General features: G+C 73.4%; 13 protein-coding genes. 9 read left to right on the top strand and 4 right to left on the bottom strand.

What is annotated here, in order from left to right:
• The first annotated feature begins 150 nt into the window (after positions 1-150).
• Positions 151-2,289 carry a glycoside hydrolase family 36 protein gene (locus OHS82_RS04760; RefSeq protein ID WP_328433345.1) on the top strand — a complete coding sequence of 713 codons (2,139 nt, stop codon included), beginning with the start codon at positions 151-153 and terminating at the stop codon, positions 2,287-2,289.
• Between the two features lie 132 nt (positions 2,290-2,421).
• On the opposite strand, the gene OHS82_RS04755 is transcribed toward OHS82_RS04760, so the two are convergent.
• The gene (locus tag OHS82_RS04755; RefSeq protein WP_057576851.1) at positions 2,422-2,784 is read right to left on the bottom strand and encodes a hypothetical protein; all 363 of its coding nucleotides are present in this window, start codon (positions 2,782-2,784) and stop codon (positions 2,422-2,424) included.
• A 156-nt stretch (positions 2,785-2,940) separates the two neighbouring features.
• Here OHS82_RS04755 and OHS82_RS04750 point away from each other — a divergent pair, with 156 nt between their 5' ends.
• Positions 2,941-3,330 (top strand): hypothetical protein, encoded by a 390-nt coding sequence (locus OHS82_RS04750; RefSeq protein ID WP_057576852.1) that lies wholly within the window; start codon positions 2,941-2,943, stop codon positions 3,328-3,330.
• Positions 3,331-3,332: 2 nt separating this feature from the next.
• Here the strand turns inward: OHS82_RS04750 and meaB are convergent, their stop codons facing one another.
• From meaB to OHS82_RS04735, 3 genes are read right to left on the bottom strand one after another with little or no spacing between them, the layout of a single operon-like run.
• Positions 3,333-4,343 carry a methylmalonyl Co-A mutase-associated GTPase MeaB gene (gene meaB / locus OHS82_RS04745; RefSeq protein WP_057576853.1) on the bottom strand — a complete coding sequence of 337 codons (1,011 nt, stop codon included), beginning with the start codon at positions 4,341-4,343 and terminating at the stop codon, positions 3,333-3,335.
• Positions 4,344-4,348: 5 nt separating this feature from the next.
• The gene (scpA, locus tag OHS82_RS04740; protein ID WP_057576855.1) at positions 4,349-6,523 is read right to left on the bottom strand and encodes a methylmalonyl-CoA mutase; all 2,175 of its coding nucleotides are present in this window, start codon (positions 6,521-6,523) and stop codon (positions 4,349-4,351) included.
• Positions 6,523-8,334, bottom strand: coding sequence for a methylmalonyl-CoA mutase family protein (locus OHS82_RS04735; RefSeq protein ID WP_057576858.1), 1,812 nt, complete (start codon positions 8,332-8,334; stop codon positions 6,523-6,525). Before OHS82_RS04735 ends, scpA begins: the two co-directional genes overlap by 1 nt.
• 586 nt (positions 8,335-8,920) lie before the next feature.
• On the opposite strand from OHS82_RS04735, the gene OHS82_RS04730 reads away from it, so the two are divergent.
• From OHS82_RS04730 to OHS82_RS04700, 7 genes are all read left to right on the top strand, one after another.
• Positions 8,921-9,676 carry a hypothetical protein gene (locus OHS82_RS04730; RefSeq protein WP_242433035.1) on the top strand — a complete coding sequence of 252 codons (756 nt, stop codon included), beginning with the start codon at positions 8,921-8,923 and terminating at the stop codon, positions 9,674-9,676.
• 332 nt (positions 9,677-10,008) lie between these two features.
• Positions 10,009-11,184, top strand: a complete 1,176-nt coding sequence (locus OHS82_RS04725) for a carboxylate-amine ligase (protein ID WP_057576862.1) — start codon at positions 10,009-10,011, stop codon at positions 11,182-11,184.
• A 312-nt stretch (positions 11,185-11,496) separates the two neighbouring features.
• Entirely contained in the window at positions 11,497-13,281 is a 1,785-nt protein-coding gene (locus tag OHS82_RS04720; protein WP_328433344.1) for an N-acetylglutaminylglutamine amidotransferase, read from the top strand.
• The gene (locus OHS82_RS04715; RefSeq protein WP_328433343.1) at positions 13,254-15,602 is read left to right on the top strand and encodes a S9 family peptidase; all 2,349 of its coding nucleotides are present in this window, start codon (positions 13,254-13,256) and stop codon (positions 15,600-15,602) included. Before OHS82_RS04720 ends, OHS82_RS04715 begins: the two co-directional genes overlap by 28 nt.
• Before the next feature lie 266 nt (positions 15,603-15,868).
• The gene (locus OHS82_RS04710) at positions 15,869-16,672 is read left to right on the top strand and encodes an alpha/beta fold hydrolase (RefSeq protein WP_057576867.1); all 804 of its coding nucleotides are present in this window, start codon (positions 15,869-15,871) and stop codon (positions 16,670-16,672) included.
• Positions 16,672-17,967: a PP2C family protein-serine/threonine phosphatase gene (locus OHS82_RS04705; protein ID WP_057576868.1), complete on the top strand. Its 1,296-nt coding sequence runs from the start codon at positions 16,672-16,674 to the stop codon at positions 17,965-17,967. The genes OHS82_RS04710 and OHS82_RS04705 overlap by 1 nt, the downstream gene beginning before the upstream one ends.
• Positions 17,964-18,350, top strand: coding sequence for an STAS domain-containing protein (locus OHS82_RS04700; RefSeq protein WP_057576869.1), 387 nt, complete (start codon positions 17,964-17,966; stop codon positions 18,348-18,350). The genes OHS82_RS04705 and OHS82_RS04700 overlap by 4 nt, the downstream gene beginning before the upstream one ends.
• Positions 18,351-18,398: the final 48 nt, after the last annotated feature.

Below are 18,398 nucleotides of genomic sequence, written 5' to 3'. Positions count from 1 at the left end.
AACGTGGGCGTCAAGAGACTGAAACCAGGGATTTACTCCCCGGTCACCGCGGCCGACGCGGCGGACCCGTCACCCCCCGAGCGTGAACTGCCAGTTCAGCGCCCACGAGAACCACCGCAGGACCGAACCGTCCCGGAAGGGGAAACTGCCTTGACCACTGCCGTCGCGACAGACGAGAGGTCCCGTATCTGGTCCCGTCCGGAACTCGGACTGCACGCCGTGGTGGACGCCGACGGATCGGTGCGACTGGGCAGACCCGACCAGGACCGGGCCTGCCTGGTCCCCCTCGTCGAGGTGACCGCCACCGGCCACGGACGCCGGTGGTCGGGCGAACGCTTCATCGAGACGTCCGTCGGCGAACGCCTGGCCTACCGCGGCCATGAGACGGTCCACGAGGACGGCCGGGAACGCACGACGATCCGGCTGGCGGACCCCGTGACCGGCCTCGCCGCCCATGTCACCCTCGAGGCGGGCGGGGGCGGGGGCGGGGCGGTTCCCGGCACCGGGTTCCTGCGGGCCGGGGTGCGCCTTGTCAATGAGGGCCCCGCGCCGCTCCGGCTGGAGAGCGTGACCACGCTGACCCTCGGCGGCATCGCGGACGCGGACGGATCGCTCGACGGTCTCACCCTGCACTGGGCCGACAACGACTGGCTCGCCGAATGCCGCTGGCGGCAGGCCCCCTACCGCGAGCAGGTCGTTTCGCTGAGCCGGTCCGCCCACGGCCACGAGGGACGCGGCTGCTTCGAGCGGTACTCGCAGGGCAGCTGGTCCACCGGCCGCCACCTCCCCGTAGCGGGAATCACCGACCGGGACGGACGGGCGTGGCTGTGGCAGATCGAGTCCAGCGCGGGCTGGCGCTTCGAGACCGGTGAGCGCGAAGGCTCCGCCTACGTCGCCCTGTTCGGCCCCGACGACGCCCACCACCAGTGGCACCACACCCTCGCGCCCGGCCAGGAGTTCCACACCGTGCCCGCCGTCCTCGTCCGGACGGAGAGCGGCGGGCTGGACGCAGCCTTCGGGATCCTCACGGACCACCGCCGCGGCATACGACGCGACCACCCCGACCACCGCGCGCTCCCGGTGATCTACAACGACTACATGAACACCCTCATGGGCGACCCCACCACCGAGAAGCTGCTCCCGCTGATCGAGGCCGCGGCCGACGCCGGCGCGGAGGTCTTCGTCGTCGACGCCGGCTGGTACGACGACGACGCCCAGGGCTGGTGGGACGCCGTCGGCGCCTGGGAGGCCGCCCCCGACCGCTTCCCCGGCGGCATCGGAGAGGTCCTGGACGCCGTCCGGCAGCGCGGTATGACGCCGGGGCTGTGGCTGGAGCCCGAGGTCGTCGGCGTGCGCAGCCCGCTGGCCCGCACCCTGCCGCCCGAGGCGTTCTTCCGGCGCGGCGGGGTGCGCGTCACCGAACACGGGCGGCACCACCTGGACCTGCGGCACCCCGCCGCCCGCGCCCATCTCGACCGGGTGGTCGACCGGATCGTCGGCGACTGGGGCGTCGGCTACCTGAAGCTCGACTACAACATCAACATCGGCCCCGGCACGGAGGGCGGAACCGACGGTGGCGGCGGCCCCGAGAGCGCGGGCGCCGGACTGCTCGGGCACCACCGCGCCCACCTCGACTGGATGGCCTCGCTGCTCGACCGGCACCCCCGTCTCGTCCTGGAGAACTGCGGATCGGGCGGCCTGCGCATGGACTACGCGCAGTTGGCGGTGACGCAACTGCAGTCCACCAGCGACCAGCAGGACTTCCTGCGCTATCCGCCGATCGCCGCTGCGGCCGCCACCGCCGTCGCACCCGAGCAGGCGGCCATCTGGGCCTACCCCCAGCCGGAGCACAGTCCTGACGAGATCGCCTTCACCCTCACCGGCGCACTCCTCGGCCGGGTCCACCTCTCCGGATTCCTCGACCTCATGGACGACGACCGGTTCGCCCTCGTACGCTCCGCGATCGGCGTGTACAAGGACATCCGGCCGCAGATCGCCGGCGCCCACCCCTTCTGGCCGCTCGGGCTGCCCTCCTGGGAGGACGCCTGGCTCGCGCACGGGCTGCGGGGCCGGGAGTCCACGTTCCTGACGGTGTGGCGCCGGGGCGCCGGCGACGAGCGGCGCGCACTGACCCTGCCCCATCTGCGGGGCGTCCGCCTGACACCGGAGGTGCTGTACCCGGGCTCCTCCGACGCCACCGCCCGATGGGACGCCGACGCGGCCGTCCTCACCGTCCGCCTGCCCCGCCCCGACACCGTCGTGCTGCTGCGATGGGACGCCGCCCGCTGAGGCCGTCCCCCTGGGAGGGGGCGGACGGGCGCCACGCACCTGCCCCCCCGAGGAACGGCCGCAGCGGTGCCGCCGCTCCCGAACCGTGCAGCGGTGACGGCCGCCGAGCGGCGTGGGTGACCTCGTCGAGCGTCAGGACCCGGCGCGCGCCGCGCGGGCCTGACGGAAGTCGAGGTACGACAGCGCCGTCACGAGCAGCGGAACGACGACCCACAGCAGGACGACGCGGAGCCGGCCCTCCGTCAGCGCGGCGACGGCGACGACGGCGACGGCGCTGCCGACGAAGCCGAAGAACTGACGGTAGGAGCGGAACCCGCCCGTCACCGCCGGCTGGGGATCGTCCTCGGCCGACGCGGTGCGCGCGGGGTGGCTGTCCCCGTCACGGCGGGCCTGCCGCCAGGCGAAGAACCAGCGGGCGGCCGCGTAGAGGACGAGCGTGCCCAGGTAGATCCACCACCCGATCGGGTCGTCGGGCAGGGCATGCGCGAGAGTCACCGGTGTCATGAACGCCGCGTGCCCCGCCTGCCGGGGAGCAGACGGTTCCGGTTTCCGGGCGGGCGGGGCCCGGCCGGCGGTCGGCGGCGGTGCCGGGGTCGGCGCCGTGCAGGGTGGGTCGATGGGGCGCGGTTGCGGCTGCTACGTTGCGGACGCATGAGCGACAACGTGTACGTGGGCAACGCCGGCAAGGACGCGGCGCTGGACCACGGCTGGCTGCTGGGCCACTTCAAGGACGCCGACGATCCCCGGCACAGCGCGGACGTGGAGATCAAGTGGGGCGTCCACCCGCAGGGCGACGAGCGGGTGCAGTGGGTGAGCGGTGAAGTGCGCACCGCCCTGCTGGTGCTCATCAGCGGCCGCTTCCGGGTCGAGCTTCCCGGGCGCAGCGTCGTGCTGGCGGAGCAGGGCGACTACATCGTGTGGGGCAAGGGCGTCGACCACTCCTGGTACGCGGAGGAGGAGTCGGTCGTCCTGACGGTTCGCTGGCCGTCGGTCGCGGGCTACAGGGCCACGGCCGACGCCGGCCCGCGGAACCCGGACTGAACTCAGCCGTCGCCCGCCCCGCCGCCCGGGCCGTCCCCGTCCGCGAACGTCGCGAGGATGCGCTCGGCGGCGAGCGTCGCCGTCAGCTCGCCGTCCCTGACCCGCTGTTCGAGGAGCGGGGCGAGGGCGCGTACCGCCGGGTCGGAATGCAGCCGGCCGAGGAGTTCGTCGCGCACCATCGTCCAGGTCCAGTCGACCTGCTGGTCGCGCCGCTTGGCCGCCAGGCGTCCGGTGGAGTCCAGCACCGTGCGGTGCTGTTCCAGGCGCTCCCAGACGGTGTCCAGTCCCGACGACTCCCGGGCGCTGCAGCTCAGCACGGGCGGCGCCCACGCGGCGTCCTTGCCGTGCATCAGCCGCAGCGCGCCCGCCAGCTCGCGGGCGGCGGCACGGGCGTCGCGCTCGTGCGGGCCGTCCGCCTTGTTGACGGCGATGACGTCGGCCAGCTCCAGGACGCCCTTCTTGATGCCCTGCAGCTGGTCGCCGGTGCGGGCGAGGGTGAGCAGCAGGAAGGAGTCGACCATGTTGGCGACCGCGGTCTCGGACTGGCCGACGCCGACCGTCTCGACGAGGACGACGTCGTAGCCGGCCGCCTCCATCACCACGATCGACTCCCGCGTGGCCTTGGCGACGCCGCCGAGGGTGCCCGCGGTGGGGGAGGGGCGGATGAACGCCGCCGGATCCACCGCGAGACGTTCCATACGGGTCTTGTCGCCCAGGATCGAGCCCCCGGTGCGGCTGGACGAGGGGTCGACGGCGAGCACCGCCACCCGGTGGCCCCGCGAGGTCAGCAGCGTGCCGAAGGCGTCGATGAACGTCGACTTGCCCACGCCGGGCACTCCGCTGACGCCGAGCCTGCGCGCCCTGCCGCTGTGCGGGAGCAGCTCGGTCAGCAGCTCCTGCGCCAGCGCCCGGTGCTGGGGCCGGGTGGACTCGACGAGGGTGATGGCGCGCGCGACGATCGCGCGCTTCCCGTCGAGTACACCCTTCACATACGTGTCGAGGTCGATGGCCATGGGCGTCAGAGGCCGTGCCCGAGGTCGTCCGACAGCCGCTTCACGAGGTCGTAGGCGGCGTCGGGGATGACCGTGCCCGGCGGGAAGACGGCGGCCGCGCCCATCTCCAGGAGCGTGGGCACGTCCTGCGGCGGGATGACACCACCGACGACGATCATGATGTCCTCGCGTCCTTCCTCGGCGAGCTGCTCGCGCAGCGCCGGCACCAGGGTGAGGTGTCCGGCGGCCAGCGACGACACCCCGACGATGTGCACGTCGGCCTCGACGGCCTGCCGGGCCACCTCGCCCGGGGTCTGGAACAGCGGGCCGACGTCGACGTCGAAGCCGAGGTCGGCGAAGGCGGTGGCGATCACCTTCTGGCCGCGGTCGTGCCCGTCCTGGCCCATCTTGGCGACCAGGATGCGCGGCCGCCGGCCCTCGGCCTCCTCGAACGCGGACACGAGGCCGCGGGTGCGGTCCACGGACGGCGACTCCCCTGCTTCGTTGCGGTACACGCCGGAGATCGTACGGATCTGGCTCGCGTGCCGGCCGTACACCTTCTCCAGGGCGTCGGAGATCTCGCCGACCGTGGCCTTCGCGCGGGCCGCGTGCACGGCCAGCTCCAGCAGATTGCCCTCGCCCCCGGCGGCCCGGGTCAGCGCGTCCAGAGCGGCCCGGCACGCGACGTCGTCCCGCTCCTCGCGCAGCCGGCGCAGCTTCTCGATCTGCTGCGTGCGCACGGAGGAGTTGTCGACCTTCAGGACGTCGATCTGCTCGTCGCTGTCGACACGGTACTTGTTGACGCCGATCACCGGCTGGCGCCCGGAGTCGATACGGGCCTGGGTGCGGGCGGCGGCCTCCTCGATGCGCAGCTTCGGGATGCCGGCGTCGATCGCCCTGGCCATGCCGCCCGCGGCCTCGACCTCCTCGATGTGCTGCCAGGCCCGGCGCGCGAGGTCGTACGTCAGCCGCTCCACGTAGGCGCTGCCGCCCCACGGGTCGATCACCCGCGTGGTGCCGGACTCCTGCTGGATCAGCAGCTGCGTGTTGCGGGCGATGCGCGCGGAGAAGTCGGTCGGCAGCGCGAGCGCCTCGTCGAGGGCGTTGGTGTGCAGCGACTGCGTGTGGCCCTGGGTCGCGGCCATCGCCTCGACGCAGGTGCGCGTGACGTTGTTGAAGACGTCCTGCGCGGTCAGCGACCAGCCCGAGGTCTGCGAATGGGTGCGCAGCGACAGGGACTTGCTGTTCTGCGGGTCGAACTGCTTCACCAGCTTCGCCCACAGCAGGCGCGCCGCCCGCAGTTTGGCGACCTCCATGAAGAAGTTCATGCCGATCGCCCAGAAGAACGACAGCCGCGGCGCGAACGCGTCGACGTCCAGGCCCGCTTCACGGCCCGCCCGGATGTACTCCACGCCGTCCGCGAGCGTGTACGCCAGCTCCAGGTCGGCCGTCGCGCCCGCTTCCTGGATGTGGTAGCCGGAGATGGAGATGGAGTTGTAGCGGGGCATCCGCTGCGAGGTGTAGGCGAAGATGTCGGAGATGATCCGCATCGACGGCTTCGGCGGATAGATGTAGGTGTTGCGGACCATGAACTCCTTGAGGATGTCGTTCTGGATGGTCCCGGCCAGTTTCTCGGGCGGCACGCCCTGTTCCTCCGCCGCCACGATGTACAGCGCGAGCACGGGCAGCACCGCGCCGTTCATCGTCATCGACACGGTCATCTTGTCCAGCGGGATGCCGTCGAACAGCTGCCGCATGTCGAGAATCGAGTCGATCGCCACACCGGCCATGCCGACGTCGCCCGTCACCCGCGGGTGGTCGCTGTCGTACCCGCGGTGCGTCGGCAGGTCGAAGGCGACCGACAGCCCCTTCTGGCCGGCCGCGAGGTTGCGGCGGTAGAAGGCGTTGGACTCCTCCGCGGTGGAGAAGCCGGCGTACTGACGGATCGTCCACGGCTGGTTGACGTACATCGTCGGGTACGGTCCGCGCAGGTACGGCGCGACGCCCGGGTAGGTGCCCAGGAAGTCCAGGCCCTCCAGGTCCTGTCCGGTGTACAGCGGCTTGACGTTGATGCCCTCGGGGGTCTCCCACAGCAGGTCGTCCCCGCCCGCCGCCCTCTTCACGGCCGTGCGCCACTCGTCGGCGCCGGCGTCGGCGGCCGGGGTCCCCAGTTCGATCCCGGAGAAGTCGGGGATTGCCATCAGGACACAGCTCCCATGCGGTCAAGGGTGGCGGACAGCACGTCGACGGCGTCGCAGCCCGCGAAGACGTACGCGTCGACCCCGGGGTACTGCCCGGGGCGTCCGGCGAGGAACACGTGCGAGGCGCCGGCGGCCCGCAGCCGGGCCGCCTCCGTCTCCGCCTGCTCTTCGTACAGGGCGTCACTCGAGCACAGGCAGACCTCCGTGGCGCCGCTGTCCTCGAACGAGCCCTCGGTGACCGGCTCGACGCCGCCCGCCTGGAACAGGTTCGCGGCGAAGCTCAGCCGGGCGGTGTGCGCGGCGGCCGGACCGAGCGCCGCCAGATAGATCCGCGGCCGGGAGCCGGTCGCCGCGAGGTGGGCGTCCGAGCGCGCCCGCAGCGCCTCGTAGGCCTCGTCGCGGCGCACCCGCGGCAGACCGCCGGAGCGAGGTTCGGGCGCGCTCTCGCGCACCACCGGCTTCTCCGCGAGGAACGGGAACTCGCTGACCCCGGTGATGGGTTCGCGCCTCTCGGCGAGCCGGCCGCTGCGAGCCCGCCAGGTGTCGGCGAGGTCCTTCGCGAGGCGTCCCGAGCGCAGGGCGGCCGTCTGGCCGCCGCTGCGCTCGATCCCCTGGAAGAACTCCCAGCCCGCGTGGGCCAGTTCGTCCGTCAGCCGTTCCACGTACCAGGAGCCGCCCGCCGGGTCGATGACCCGCGACAGGTGCGACTCCTCGATGAGGATCGTGGACGTGTTGCGGGCGATGCGCCGTGCGAACGCGTCGGGCAGGCCGAGCGCGTCGTCGAAGGACAGCACGGTGACGGAGTCCGCTCCGCCCGCCCCCGCGGCGAGCGTGGCGATGGTGGTGCGCAGCATGTTCACCCACGGGTCGCGGCGCGACATCATCACCGGCGAGGTCACCACGTGCTGGATCTGTGCGCCGGCGCCGGCCGCACCGGACACCTCGGCGACCCGGGCCCACAGCCGGCGGGCGGCCCGCAGCTTGGCGATCGTGAGGAACTGGTCGGCGGTCGCCGCGTAGCGGAACTCCAGCTGCCCGCAGGCCTGTTCCACGCTCAGCCCGGCCTCGGTCAGCTCCCGCAGGTAGCCGACGCCGGTGGCCAGCGAGGCGCCCAGTTCCTGAGCGGCGGAACCGCCGGCCTCGTGGTACGGCAGCGCGTCCACGGTCAGCGCCCGCAGCTGCGGATACTCCCGCGCGCACAGCAGTGCGAGCTCGGCCACCGGTGCGAACGCGACCGGCTGCCCGGTGCGGGCCTCGTGACCGAGGGGATCCGCGCCCAGACTGCCGCGCGCAGCCTCCTTCGTGACACCCCGTTCCTCGAACAGCCGCAGCAACTCCCGTGCGGCGGGCTCGACCTGGTCGCCCGCGTCGAGCACGACCGGAGCCAGGTCGAGGAGCACGCCGTCCAGGACCGGGCCGAGGGACGACACCGGGATGCCGCCGTCGCCGGCCACCAGCCACAGGGAGGTGACGCCGTTCTCCAGGTCCGCGAGAACGGCGCGGTTGTCGGCGGCGGTGTGCCGCTGCCGCACGTCCCAACCCCCGACGGCGTTCCCCTCGGGCCGGCTGCCGCGCACGAAGGGCGCGAAACCGGGGTGACCGTGCTCGGGCGCGGCGTCGCGCGCGGTGTAGAGGGGGCGGGTGCGCAACCCGTCCTCGAGAGCGGTGGACAGGGCTTCCTCGGCCTGAGCACCCTCGACATCCTTGCCCGACTTGCGCAGCACGCCCGCGATGAGGCGCTGCCACTGCTCGTGGGTGGCGTCAGGGAACTCGCCGGCCAGCTGGAGCCCGTCGTCAGGCAGGACCGTCATGCTCGGATGCTAGGCCCAAGAGACGAAGGAGCAGCAGAGGGGGTCGCTGTGACCTTTCCCTCGCCACGGCTGTGACCTGCTCCTCTCCACCGGGACTCGATGCCGCGAACAGGCCGCGAACAGGCCCTGACCAGGCGCGACGGCCGAAGCCGGCCGGTGGCGCGGAGACGGTCCGGGGCCCGGGCGGCGGGTCGGCCACCGCGACGCGCCACCGCGGCTTTAGCGGCGGCCCACCGCCACACTGGCGGAGCCGCCCCTTCCGCCCCTCGGCGGCGTTCGGACCGTTCCCGCGACAGGAGGGCTTCTTGCCCCCGGCCGCCACCGCGCGACGCCTGTGTACCGGGTTCCGGTCGCTCAACTCCCGCTGAGGAAAGGCGATCTGGATCGACCGGAGAATCCGTCACCGCACCCGACGAGCCACCACCGGCACAGGTCGCCCGTTCGGCACGGAAACCCCTGTTCGCCGCCCCGCCTCCCCGAGCGCCGGACGTGCCCAGCACACTCGCTCGTGCACGCCCGAACGCACGCGTGCACGGTCGACAGCCCGCGGCTCACCACCCCCTTCGCCGGAAGAGAGGCACTCCACGTGACGACCCGAAGGCCGGCCCCGCCCCCGGCTCCCGAGCCCGGGCCTGGTTCCGGCGCCGGGCCCGCGGCGCCGCACCCGTTGCTCGCGTACTTCCTCGACGCCGCCGACGGCTGTTTCCCGCCGGCCGACGGCGCCGTCACGGTGCTGCCCGCACTGCCCGCACCGTCCGGCCCGCTGGAGGCGTCGGTCGCCTTCACCGGTCACGCCGTCGTCGCCACCGCGCTGGCCGCGCCGGCGGTCCACGCCCTGCACCCCGACGGGTTCGGCGGCTCGATGGGTCCGGACTTCCTGCGCGCCCTCGCCGGACCCACGGGCTGGATCGGGTCGGTCGACGCCGTCCTCGTCCGCCGTGGTTCCGGCGGGGTCGCCCGGCTCCAGCCGTTCTCCGGGGCCGACGGCCATCCGCGGGTGCGGTACGCCCGCCGACTGCGCGCCGGCGTCCGGGTCTTCGGCGACGAGCGGGGGCTGGTGACACTGGCGGCGGGAGTCGCCGGCCGGGCGGAACTGAGCATCGAACTGCACGCACCCGACGACAGCGGCCGCCGTGGGCACGGCAGATCGCTGCTCGGCGACGCGCTCACGCTGGTCCAGGAGGGCGAACCGGTCTTCGCCGCCGTCGCCCCGGGCAACGCGCGCTCGCTGCGGGCGTTCCTCGCCGCCGGCTTCACCCCGGTCGGCGCCGAGGTGCTCGTCAGGCCGGACCGGGCCCCGGCGCAGCGGTGCCGCCGCGGCCACGAGTCGCCGCTGCCGTGAGCCCGTGTCACCGTCGTGATGAGCCGGTGAAGCCCCGACGGTGGACTTGTGTGAATTCGGGTACCCGGGGGCGCAGCGCGTTGCGCTGCGTCGTGGCGCGAGGGTGTGGAAGGGGCGCTCGCGGGCCGGAACCGGTTCGGCCAGGGCGGCCTGCGGATTCCCCCTCCTGCGTCACTATGCTCATCTGAGTATAATATGCACCAAATGTGCGCTGCTGGGCTTATGTGCCGGTCTGTGGGGAACTTGGTCTCCGCGATCAGCCGCCGGCAACCACCCGGAGGATCAGCCCTCCGCTTGGGCGTCCGGGCATACCCCGAGGAGTGAACGTGAGTATGCGTATCGGAGTGGAGGAAGAGTTCCACGTCCTGGAGGTGGAGAGCGGGCTCCTGGTGCCACGCGCCGAGGCCGTGCTGGAGCACCTGCCCAAACGGACCTTCACGACCGAGCTGCACCAGTCGACGGTCGAGTCGAACAGCGCGGTGCACACGTCGCTGGACGACCTCTACGCCGATCTCACCGAGACGAGACGGCGACTCGACAAGGAAGCCGCCTCGTCGGGACTGGCGGTGATGGCCGCGGGCACCGCGCCCCTGGCGCCGGCCGCCTCCGCGCACCCCACCGCCGACGCCCGCTATCTGCACATGGCCGAGGAATACCGCAAGATCGCCGACGAGCAGCTCATCTGCGGAGCCCAGGTCCACGTGGACGTGCCCGACCGTGACACGGCCGTACGCGCCATGTGCGTGGTGTCGCCCTGGCTGCCCGTGCTCCTGGCCCTCTCCGCGAGCTCCCCGTTCTGGCACGGCGCCGACACCGGGTACGCGAGCTGGCGCACCCTGGTGTGGCAGCGCTGGCCCACCGCGGGCCCCGCCGGATGCTTCTCCGACGCGGCCGAGTACGACGCCGCGGTGGAGGACTTCGTCCGCGCCGGGATCATCAGCGACACAGGGATGATCTATTACGACGTTCGCCCCTCCTCCCACCTGCGCACGCTCGAACTGCGCGTCTGCGACGCCTGCCCGCGAGCGGAGACCGTCGTGCTCATCGCCGGCCTCTTCCGCGCCCTGGTGACCGAGGCCCGCGAGCGGCTGCGCACGCACGGCGGGCCGGGCTGCACCGGACGGCACGAGTGGCTGCGCGGCGCCACTTGGCGCGCCGCCCGCTCCGGCCTCGAAGGCACGCTCGTGGACCCCGAGACGCACCGGGAGGTGCCGGCCCCGCAGGTCCTGCGCAAGCTGCTCGTCCGGCTCCGTCCCGCGCTTGAGGCCCACGGCGACTGGGACACCGTCCGCTCGCTCGCGCGGGCGGCGCTCGCCGAGGGCAGCGCGGCCCGCCGCATGCGCCGCACGGCACAGGACGAGGACCTGCTGGCCTGCGTCGACATGCTCATCGCCGAGACCCGCGGCGAACGCGCCGGCGGACTGCGCGACGCGTCCCGGCCCTCCGCCGTGGGCGGCTCGCGCTCCTCCGTCCTGCGCCGGGCACTGCCGGAGGCCATCGGCCGCTGACGTGCGCGTGAACGTCATGGACACCGGTTGCTCCGGTCCGGCAGCGCCGTCGGTCGCCTCGCACCGTCGGGCGACGGCCACGCAGGCACGCGACCGAGCCTCATGTGCCGGGGGCGTGCCCGGCGGCGCCTGTTCCGACGATCCGTTGCAGGAAGGCGACCCGTTCCAGAAAGCGGCCCGTTTCGGAAAGCGATCCGTTCAGAAAGGTTTTGTCATGTCCAGCAGCACGGCTGAGGTCGTGATCGGCGAGGGCGGTCCGGTTCTCCGGCACCGGTCCGCGGACGCCGGCGAGCGGAACGGAGGCGGTGCGCCATGTGCGGTCTGAGCGGAGAGATCCGCTTCGACGGACGGCGGCCCGATCTGGCGGCCGTCGGGCGCATGAGCGAGCGGCTAGCCGCCCGCGGACCCGACGGCCAGGGCCTCTGGACACGAGGCGCGGTGGCGCTGGGACACCGGCGCCTGAAGATCATCGACCTGTCGGACCTCGGGGCCCAGCCGATGACGGACGCCCCCGGCGAGCTCACCGGCGTCTTCAACGGCTGCGTGTACAACTACCAGGAGCTGCGCGACGAACTGCGCGGCCTCGGCCACCGCTTCACGTCGACGTCCGACACCGAGGTGGTGCTCAAGGCCTACCGGCAGTGGGGGACCGCCTGCGTCGAGCACTTCCACGGCATGTTCGCCTTCGCCCTCGTCGAGCACCGCACCGGCCGCGTGGTGCTGGCCCGCGACCGGCTCGGCATCAAGCCCCTCTACCTGTCCCGGACGCCCGGTCGGCTGCGCTTCGCCTCGTCGCTGCCCGCCCTCCTCGCCGCCGGGGACGTGGACACCTCGCTCGACCCGACGGCCGTCCACCAGTACCTCAGCTGGCACGCCACGGTGGCGGCGCCCCGCACCGTCCTGAACGGCGTGCGCAAGCTTCCCCCGGCCACCGTGCGGGTCGTCGAGCCGGACGGCACGCACCGCGACCACCGCTACTGGCAGCCGTCCTACACGCGCCGGCCCGAGTACGCCGGCATGGGCGCGAACGAGTGGCGCGACGCGGTGCTGGAGGCGCTGCGCACCGCCGTGCGACGCCGCATGGTGTCCGACGTCCAGGTCGGCGTGCTGCTCTCCGGCGGCCTCGACTCCAGCCTCATCGTCGCCCTGCTGGCCGACGAGGGGCAGCGGGACCTGATGACGTTCAGCGTCGGCTTCGAGGCGGAGGGCGGTGAGGAGGGCGACGAGTTCCGGTACTCGGATCTGGTGTCCCGGGAGTTCGCCACCGACCACCGCCGTCTGATGGTGCCGTCCGACCGGGTGTCCACGGCCCTGGACGGCGCGATCGCCGCCATGAGCGAGCCCATGGTCAGCCACGACGTGGTCGCCTTCTACCTGCTGTCCGAGCAGGTGTCGAAGGAGGTGAAGGTCGTGCAGAGCGGGCAGGGCGCCGACGAGGTGTTCGCCGGCTACCACTGGTACCCGCAGCTGGCCGAGGTGGCTCGGGAGGACGAGCCCGAGCAGTACGCGCAGACGTACTTCGACCGGCCGCACGCCGACCTGGCCCGGATCGTCCAGCCGCAGCTGCTGCCGCCCGGCGACGCGTCGGGCGACTTCGTCCGCGAGCACATGGCGGCGCCGGGGGCGCAGAGCGCCCTGGACGCGGCGCTCCGCCTCGACACGCACGTCATGCTCGTCGACGACCCCGTCAAGCGGGTCGACAACATGACGATGGCCTGGGGCCTGGAGGCCCGGGTGCCGTTCCTCGACCACGAGCTCGTGGAGCTGGCCGCGGCCTGCCCGCCGGAGCTCAAACTCGCCGACGGCGGGAAGGGCGTCCTGAAGGAGGCGGGCCGCAAGCTCCTGCCGCGCGAGGTCGTCGACCGTCCCAAGGGCTACTTCCCCGTGCCGGCGATCCGCCATATGGCGGGTCCCGTCCTGCAGCGTGTGCAGGAGGCGCTGAAGGCGCCCGAGGCGACGGAGCGAGGCCTGTTCCGGGAGTCGTACGTGGCCGAGCTCCTCGCGGCGCCCGACGAGTGCCGGACCAGGCGCGGAGCGAACGCCCTGTGGCAGGTAGCTTTGCTGGAGATATGGCTGCAGACGCACGGAATCACGTGACGGACGGCGACCGGGACGGGCGGCCCGCGAACGGCCCGGCGCCCGCCCTGCGACGGGCCGACGCCCGCCTCGCGACGTTGGGCGCGGACGCCCTTCCCGCGGACACCCGTTCCACGGACGGGGACGCGCCCGGCGCGGTGTGCGAGGCGGCCCCGGCCATGGTGCTGCTGCCCGAGGCGGCCGGACCGCGCGAGGCCGTGAGCCGGCTGCGCGCGCACGGCTGCTGGTACCCCTCCGGGGGCGCGGACGGCGCCGAGGTGGCCTTCATCTGCGACCGCGGCGGGGTGCCCCAGCTCTGGGCCGGGCCCGTGAACAGCGCCGACGTCCGGCTGTTGGACTCCTCGCCCGATCCGGTCACCGAGGTGTCCTGGTCGCCGGACGGCCGCTGGATCGCGTACACCACCGCGCCGGGCGGCGGAGAGCACTCCCGGGTGCTGTGCGTGCGCCCCGACGGCACCGGCCGGCGCGTGCTGGCCGGCGCCGATCCGGGCAGCACCGCCTATCTGGGCTGCTGGTCGCACGACGGCTCCTGTCTCGCCGTCACCGTCACCGCGCCGTCCGCCCGCGGCCCCGGCGACGTCGCCCGGGGCCGCGCCCCGACGGACCGCGGCCCGGCCGACAGCCCTCTGGACGGCGCCCTCCCGCCCGCCGGCTGGGCCGACCGCGGCGGACACGCCACGCTCCTCGGAGCCTCCTCGTACGACGCCGCGACCTGGAACGGCCCGGCGACCGGCACGGCGACGGCGACCGGGACGGCGAGCAGCCGGCCGGCCGACGTCACCGCGCCGCCGGCGGCGACCGTGCGCCCCGACGGAGGCCTGTCGGTCTACCTGATCGACCCCGACGGGCTGGCGTCGCCCGCCCTGCTGACCACGGAGACCCACGCGGCCACCCTGCGGGCGTGCGACCTCAGCCGGGACGGCTCGCTCGTGCTGCTGCGCCGGGGACCGCGCGGCCGGCGGGAGGCCGTCGTGCGGCGGACGGACGACGCGAGCGCCACCTTCGCCCTGCCGGTCGCCGACGGGGACCCGTGGATCGGCAGGTTCTCACCCGACGCCCGGACCCTGTGGCTGCGCAGCAACGCGGACCGGGAGTACGCGGCGCTCCTCGCCGTGGTCCTCGACGCGCAGGGCCGGCCCGACGCGGCGTCCTACGACCCCCTCGAAGCGCCGCACCACACGTCCGTCGTCGCGGAACGCGAGGGCTGCGACCTCGAGCTGCTGGCGATGGCCCACGACGGCCGCACCGCCGCCCTGGCCTGGAACACCCGGGGGGCGAGCGAACTCCAACTGGTCGAGACCTTCCCCGCCTTCTGGGGCGTCCCCACACGGCAGGCTCCCGACACCACAGGGCCGGCCCGGCCCATCCCCCTGCCCCACGAGGTCGTCACCCGCGTCACGGCGGCCGGCGCGGGCCGTCTGCTGCTCGCGCTGTCGGGCTCGCAACGCCGCCCCGGAGTGTGGTGGGCCCACGAGGGCGTCTCCCTGCTGCGCACCCCCTGGTCCTCGAAGGACGAGGACGCCGTCCCGCCGGGCCGCCCGCCCGTGCGCCCCGTCCCGCTGCGGCTGACCGCGCGCGACGGGCTGCCGCTGAGCGGCTGGTACTACCGCGCGCCGGGCCGCCCCCCGAGCGTGCCCGCGCCCTGTGTGATCCACCTGCACGGCGGCCCCGAGGAACAGGAACGCCCGATCTTCCACCCGCTCTACCACGAACTGACCGGGCGCGGCCTGGACGTCTTCGCCCCGGACGTGCGCGGATCCTCCGGCCACGGCCGCTCGTTCGTCGACGCCGACCTCGGCGCCGGCCGCTTCGCGGCGCTGGACGACGTCGCCGACTGCGCGGCCCACGTTGCCACGACGGGGCTCGCCGACCCGACACGACTGGCCGTCATGGGCCGCTCCTACGGCGGCTACCTGACGTTCGCCTCCCTGGTGTGGCACCCCGAGCTGTTCCGCACCGGAGTGGCCGTCTGCGGCATGTCGGACTTCCTGACCTTCTTCGCCGCGACGGAACCCTGGCTCGCGGAGTCCGCGGCGCACAAGTACGGTCACCCCGACCGTGACCGGGAGCTGCTGCGGTCCCTGTCGCCGATGGCCCGCGTCGACGCGCTGCGCGTCCCGGTGCTCGCCGTCCACGGCGAACACGACACCAACGTGCCGCCGGAGGAGTCCCGCCAGTTCGTGCGGGCCGCCCGGGAACGGGGCCTCGCCGCCGAGCTGCTGACGCTGCGCGACGAGGGCCACGACTTCCTGCGCGCGGACAACCGGCGACTGTTCCGCCGGGCCGCCGGCGACTGGATGGAGCGCCATCTCCTCCTGTGAACGCCGTCCGACGTGTGTGAATGTTCCCCGGATCCGGTGTGCGTAGAGCGGCGGACGCGGGGTAGTCGAAGCGAGTCGGCAGGAAGCGGCGCGATGCCTGGGGAGGTCGAGCGCCGCTTCCTGCCCTTGCCGTCGCGGCGTGGGCCTGCCCCTGCCGCCCTGGGCAGGGGGCCCGCTGCCGTCCTGGGAAGGGGGCCCCTGCCTCCCGCCGGCCGTGCGGGCCGGGGCGTACGGGAGCCGTCGGCGGTGATGGCAGGATGGTTGGTATGGACATTCGTCGCAGGAACAACGTCGTGATCACCGGTCGGCCGGACGGACCGGTGGTCGTCCTGGCTCACGGGTTCGGCTGCGACCAGAACATGTGGCGACTGACGGTCCCCGCCCTCGCCGAGCACTACCGGGTCGTCCTGTTCGACTACGTCGGCTCGGGCCGCTCGGACCTGTCCGCGTGGGACGAGAAGCGGTACTCGACCCTTCAGGGCTACGCACAGGACGTCGTCGACGTCTGCGAGGAGCTGGATCTGCGGGACGCCGCCTTCGTCGGGCACTCGGTCAGCGCGATGGTGGGGGTGCTCGCCGCGCAGGCGGCGCCGGATCGGATCGGATCCCTGGTGATGGTGGCCCCGTCGCCCCGCTACATCGACACCGACGGCTACCGCGGCGGGTTCAGCGCCGAGGACATCGACGAGCTGCTCGCTTCCCTGGAGTCGAACTACCTGGGCTGGTCGGCGACCATGGCCCCGGTCATCATGGGCAACCCGGACCGGCCGGAGCTGGGCGAGGAGCTGACGCACAGCTTCTGCGCCACCGACCCCGACATCGCCCGCGTCTTCGCCCGGACCACGTTCCTGTCCGACTCCCGCGACGACCTCAAGGGCGTGGCGGTGCCGACCCTGGTCCTCGAATGCGTCCAGGACGTCATCGCCCCGCGCGAGGTCGGCGCCTACGTGCACGCCGAGATCCCCGGCTCCACCCTGGTGACGCTGCCGGCCACCGGCCACTGCCCGCAGCTGTCCGCCCCGCAGGCCACCAACGCGGCCGTCCTCGACTTCCTGCGCGGCCTGCGGTGATGTGCCCTGCCGGAGAGAGCCCGGAGCCCTACGGGGCGGACGCCGCGTCGACCGACGCCGCGTTCACCGCGCTGCTCGAGGACAGCGCCGAGGACCTGTACGAGTCGGCGCCCTGCGGATACCTGTCGACGCTGATGGACGGCACCATCGCCAAGATCAACACGACGCTGCTGGGCTGGCTCGGCCTGGAGCGCGCAGCAGTGGTGGGCCGCATGCGGTTCGCCGACCTGCTCACCGTGGGCGGCAAGCTGTACCACGAGACCCACTTCGCGCCGCTGCTGCGGATGAAGGGCGAGATCAGCGGCATCGCGCTGGAGATGAAGAAGGCCGGCGGCGGACGCATACCGGTCCTGGTCTCCTCCGCCGTCAAGCACGGCAGCGAGGGCGAGCCGCTGCTGATCCGCACCACCGTCTTCGACGCCTCCGACCGCCGTTCCTACGAAGAGGAACTCCTGCGCCGCAAGCGGGAGGCCGAGCAGGCGCACCAGCAGGCCGAGGCCGACCGGGCCCGGCTCAAGGAGGCCCTGGCCGCGCTGCAGCAGTCCCTGCTCCCCGCCACGCTGCCCGAGGTGCCGGGCGTGGAGACGGCCGTGTACTACCACACGGCGGCGCCGGACCGGCTCGGCGGCGACTTCTACGACCTCTTCGCCCTGGACGGCGCCCGCTGGGCGTTCTTCCTCGGCGACGTGTGCGGCAAGGGCCCCAAAGCCGCCGCGGTCACCTCGCTGACCCGCTACACCCTGCGCGCGGCGGCCCTGCACGACCCCGACCCCGTCACCGCGCTCACCACCTTGAACACGGTGCTGCACGAGCGCTACACCGGCGGCGACCCGCGCTACTGCACGGCGATCTTCGGCATCCTCACCCGCGACCCGGACACCGGTCACGCCACCGTCAGCCTGGCCTCCGGCGGCCATCCGCCCGCCCTCGTCATCCGCGGCGACGGGAAGACGGACTTCCTGCCCACTCCCGGAGGGCTCCTGGTGGGCGTGCTGCCCCAGGCCACCTTCACGCCCGCCACCACCACGCTCGGCCCCGGCGACACGCTCCTGCTGTACACCGACGGTCTGACCGAGGCGCGCACCGGACCCGACCGCGCCGACCTGTACGGCGACCACGCCCTGCGCGACTTCGTCGCCGCGCACGCCGGCGCGTCACCGCACGGGATCGTCCAGGCCCTGACCGGCCTGCTGGAGGGCCTCGGCGACGGAGTCGACGACGACACCGCGCTGCTCGCCATCGGCGTCCCCGGCGCCGGACCGGCGCTCCTCCCGGCAATGGATCACTCGAGATGAACACAGTGAAGATCGCCGCTCGCGACGCGGCCACCGGACCCGTGATCGAGATCGTCGGCGACCTCGACCACGCCACCGCGCACGAGCTGCGCGACTTCGTCGCCCGCACGGGCCTGCGTCCCGGCCAGCTCATGGTCCTCGACCTGGCGCGACTGGAGTTCTGCGACTCCAGCGGCATCACCGCCCTGATCGCGGCCCGCAACCACGCGGTCGCCGCCGGGGCCGACGTAGCCCTGGCCGCCGTGCCCGCCAACACACTGCGCGTCCTGCGGATCGTCGGACTCGACCAGGTCTTCCCCCTCCACCCCGACGCGCACTCGGCCACCGGCGACCGCCCCACCACCGCGCCGCCCGGACAGCACCCGCGCGGCCGGGGCCGCTGACGACCGCCCTGCGCCACCGGCGTCGGACCCGCGTCGGCTCTCCCCGGG

This window comes from Streptomyces sp. NBC_00425 (assembly GCF_036030735.1).
GTDB lineage: Bacteria > Actinomycetota > Actinomycetes > Streptomycetales > Streptomycetaceae > Streptomyces.
The sequence above is the reverse complement of the archived record's forward strand: the minus strand, read 5'-3'. Positions and strand labels throughout refer to the sequence as shown.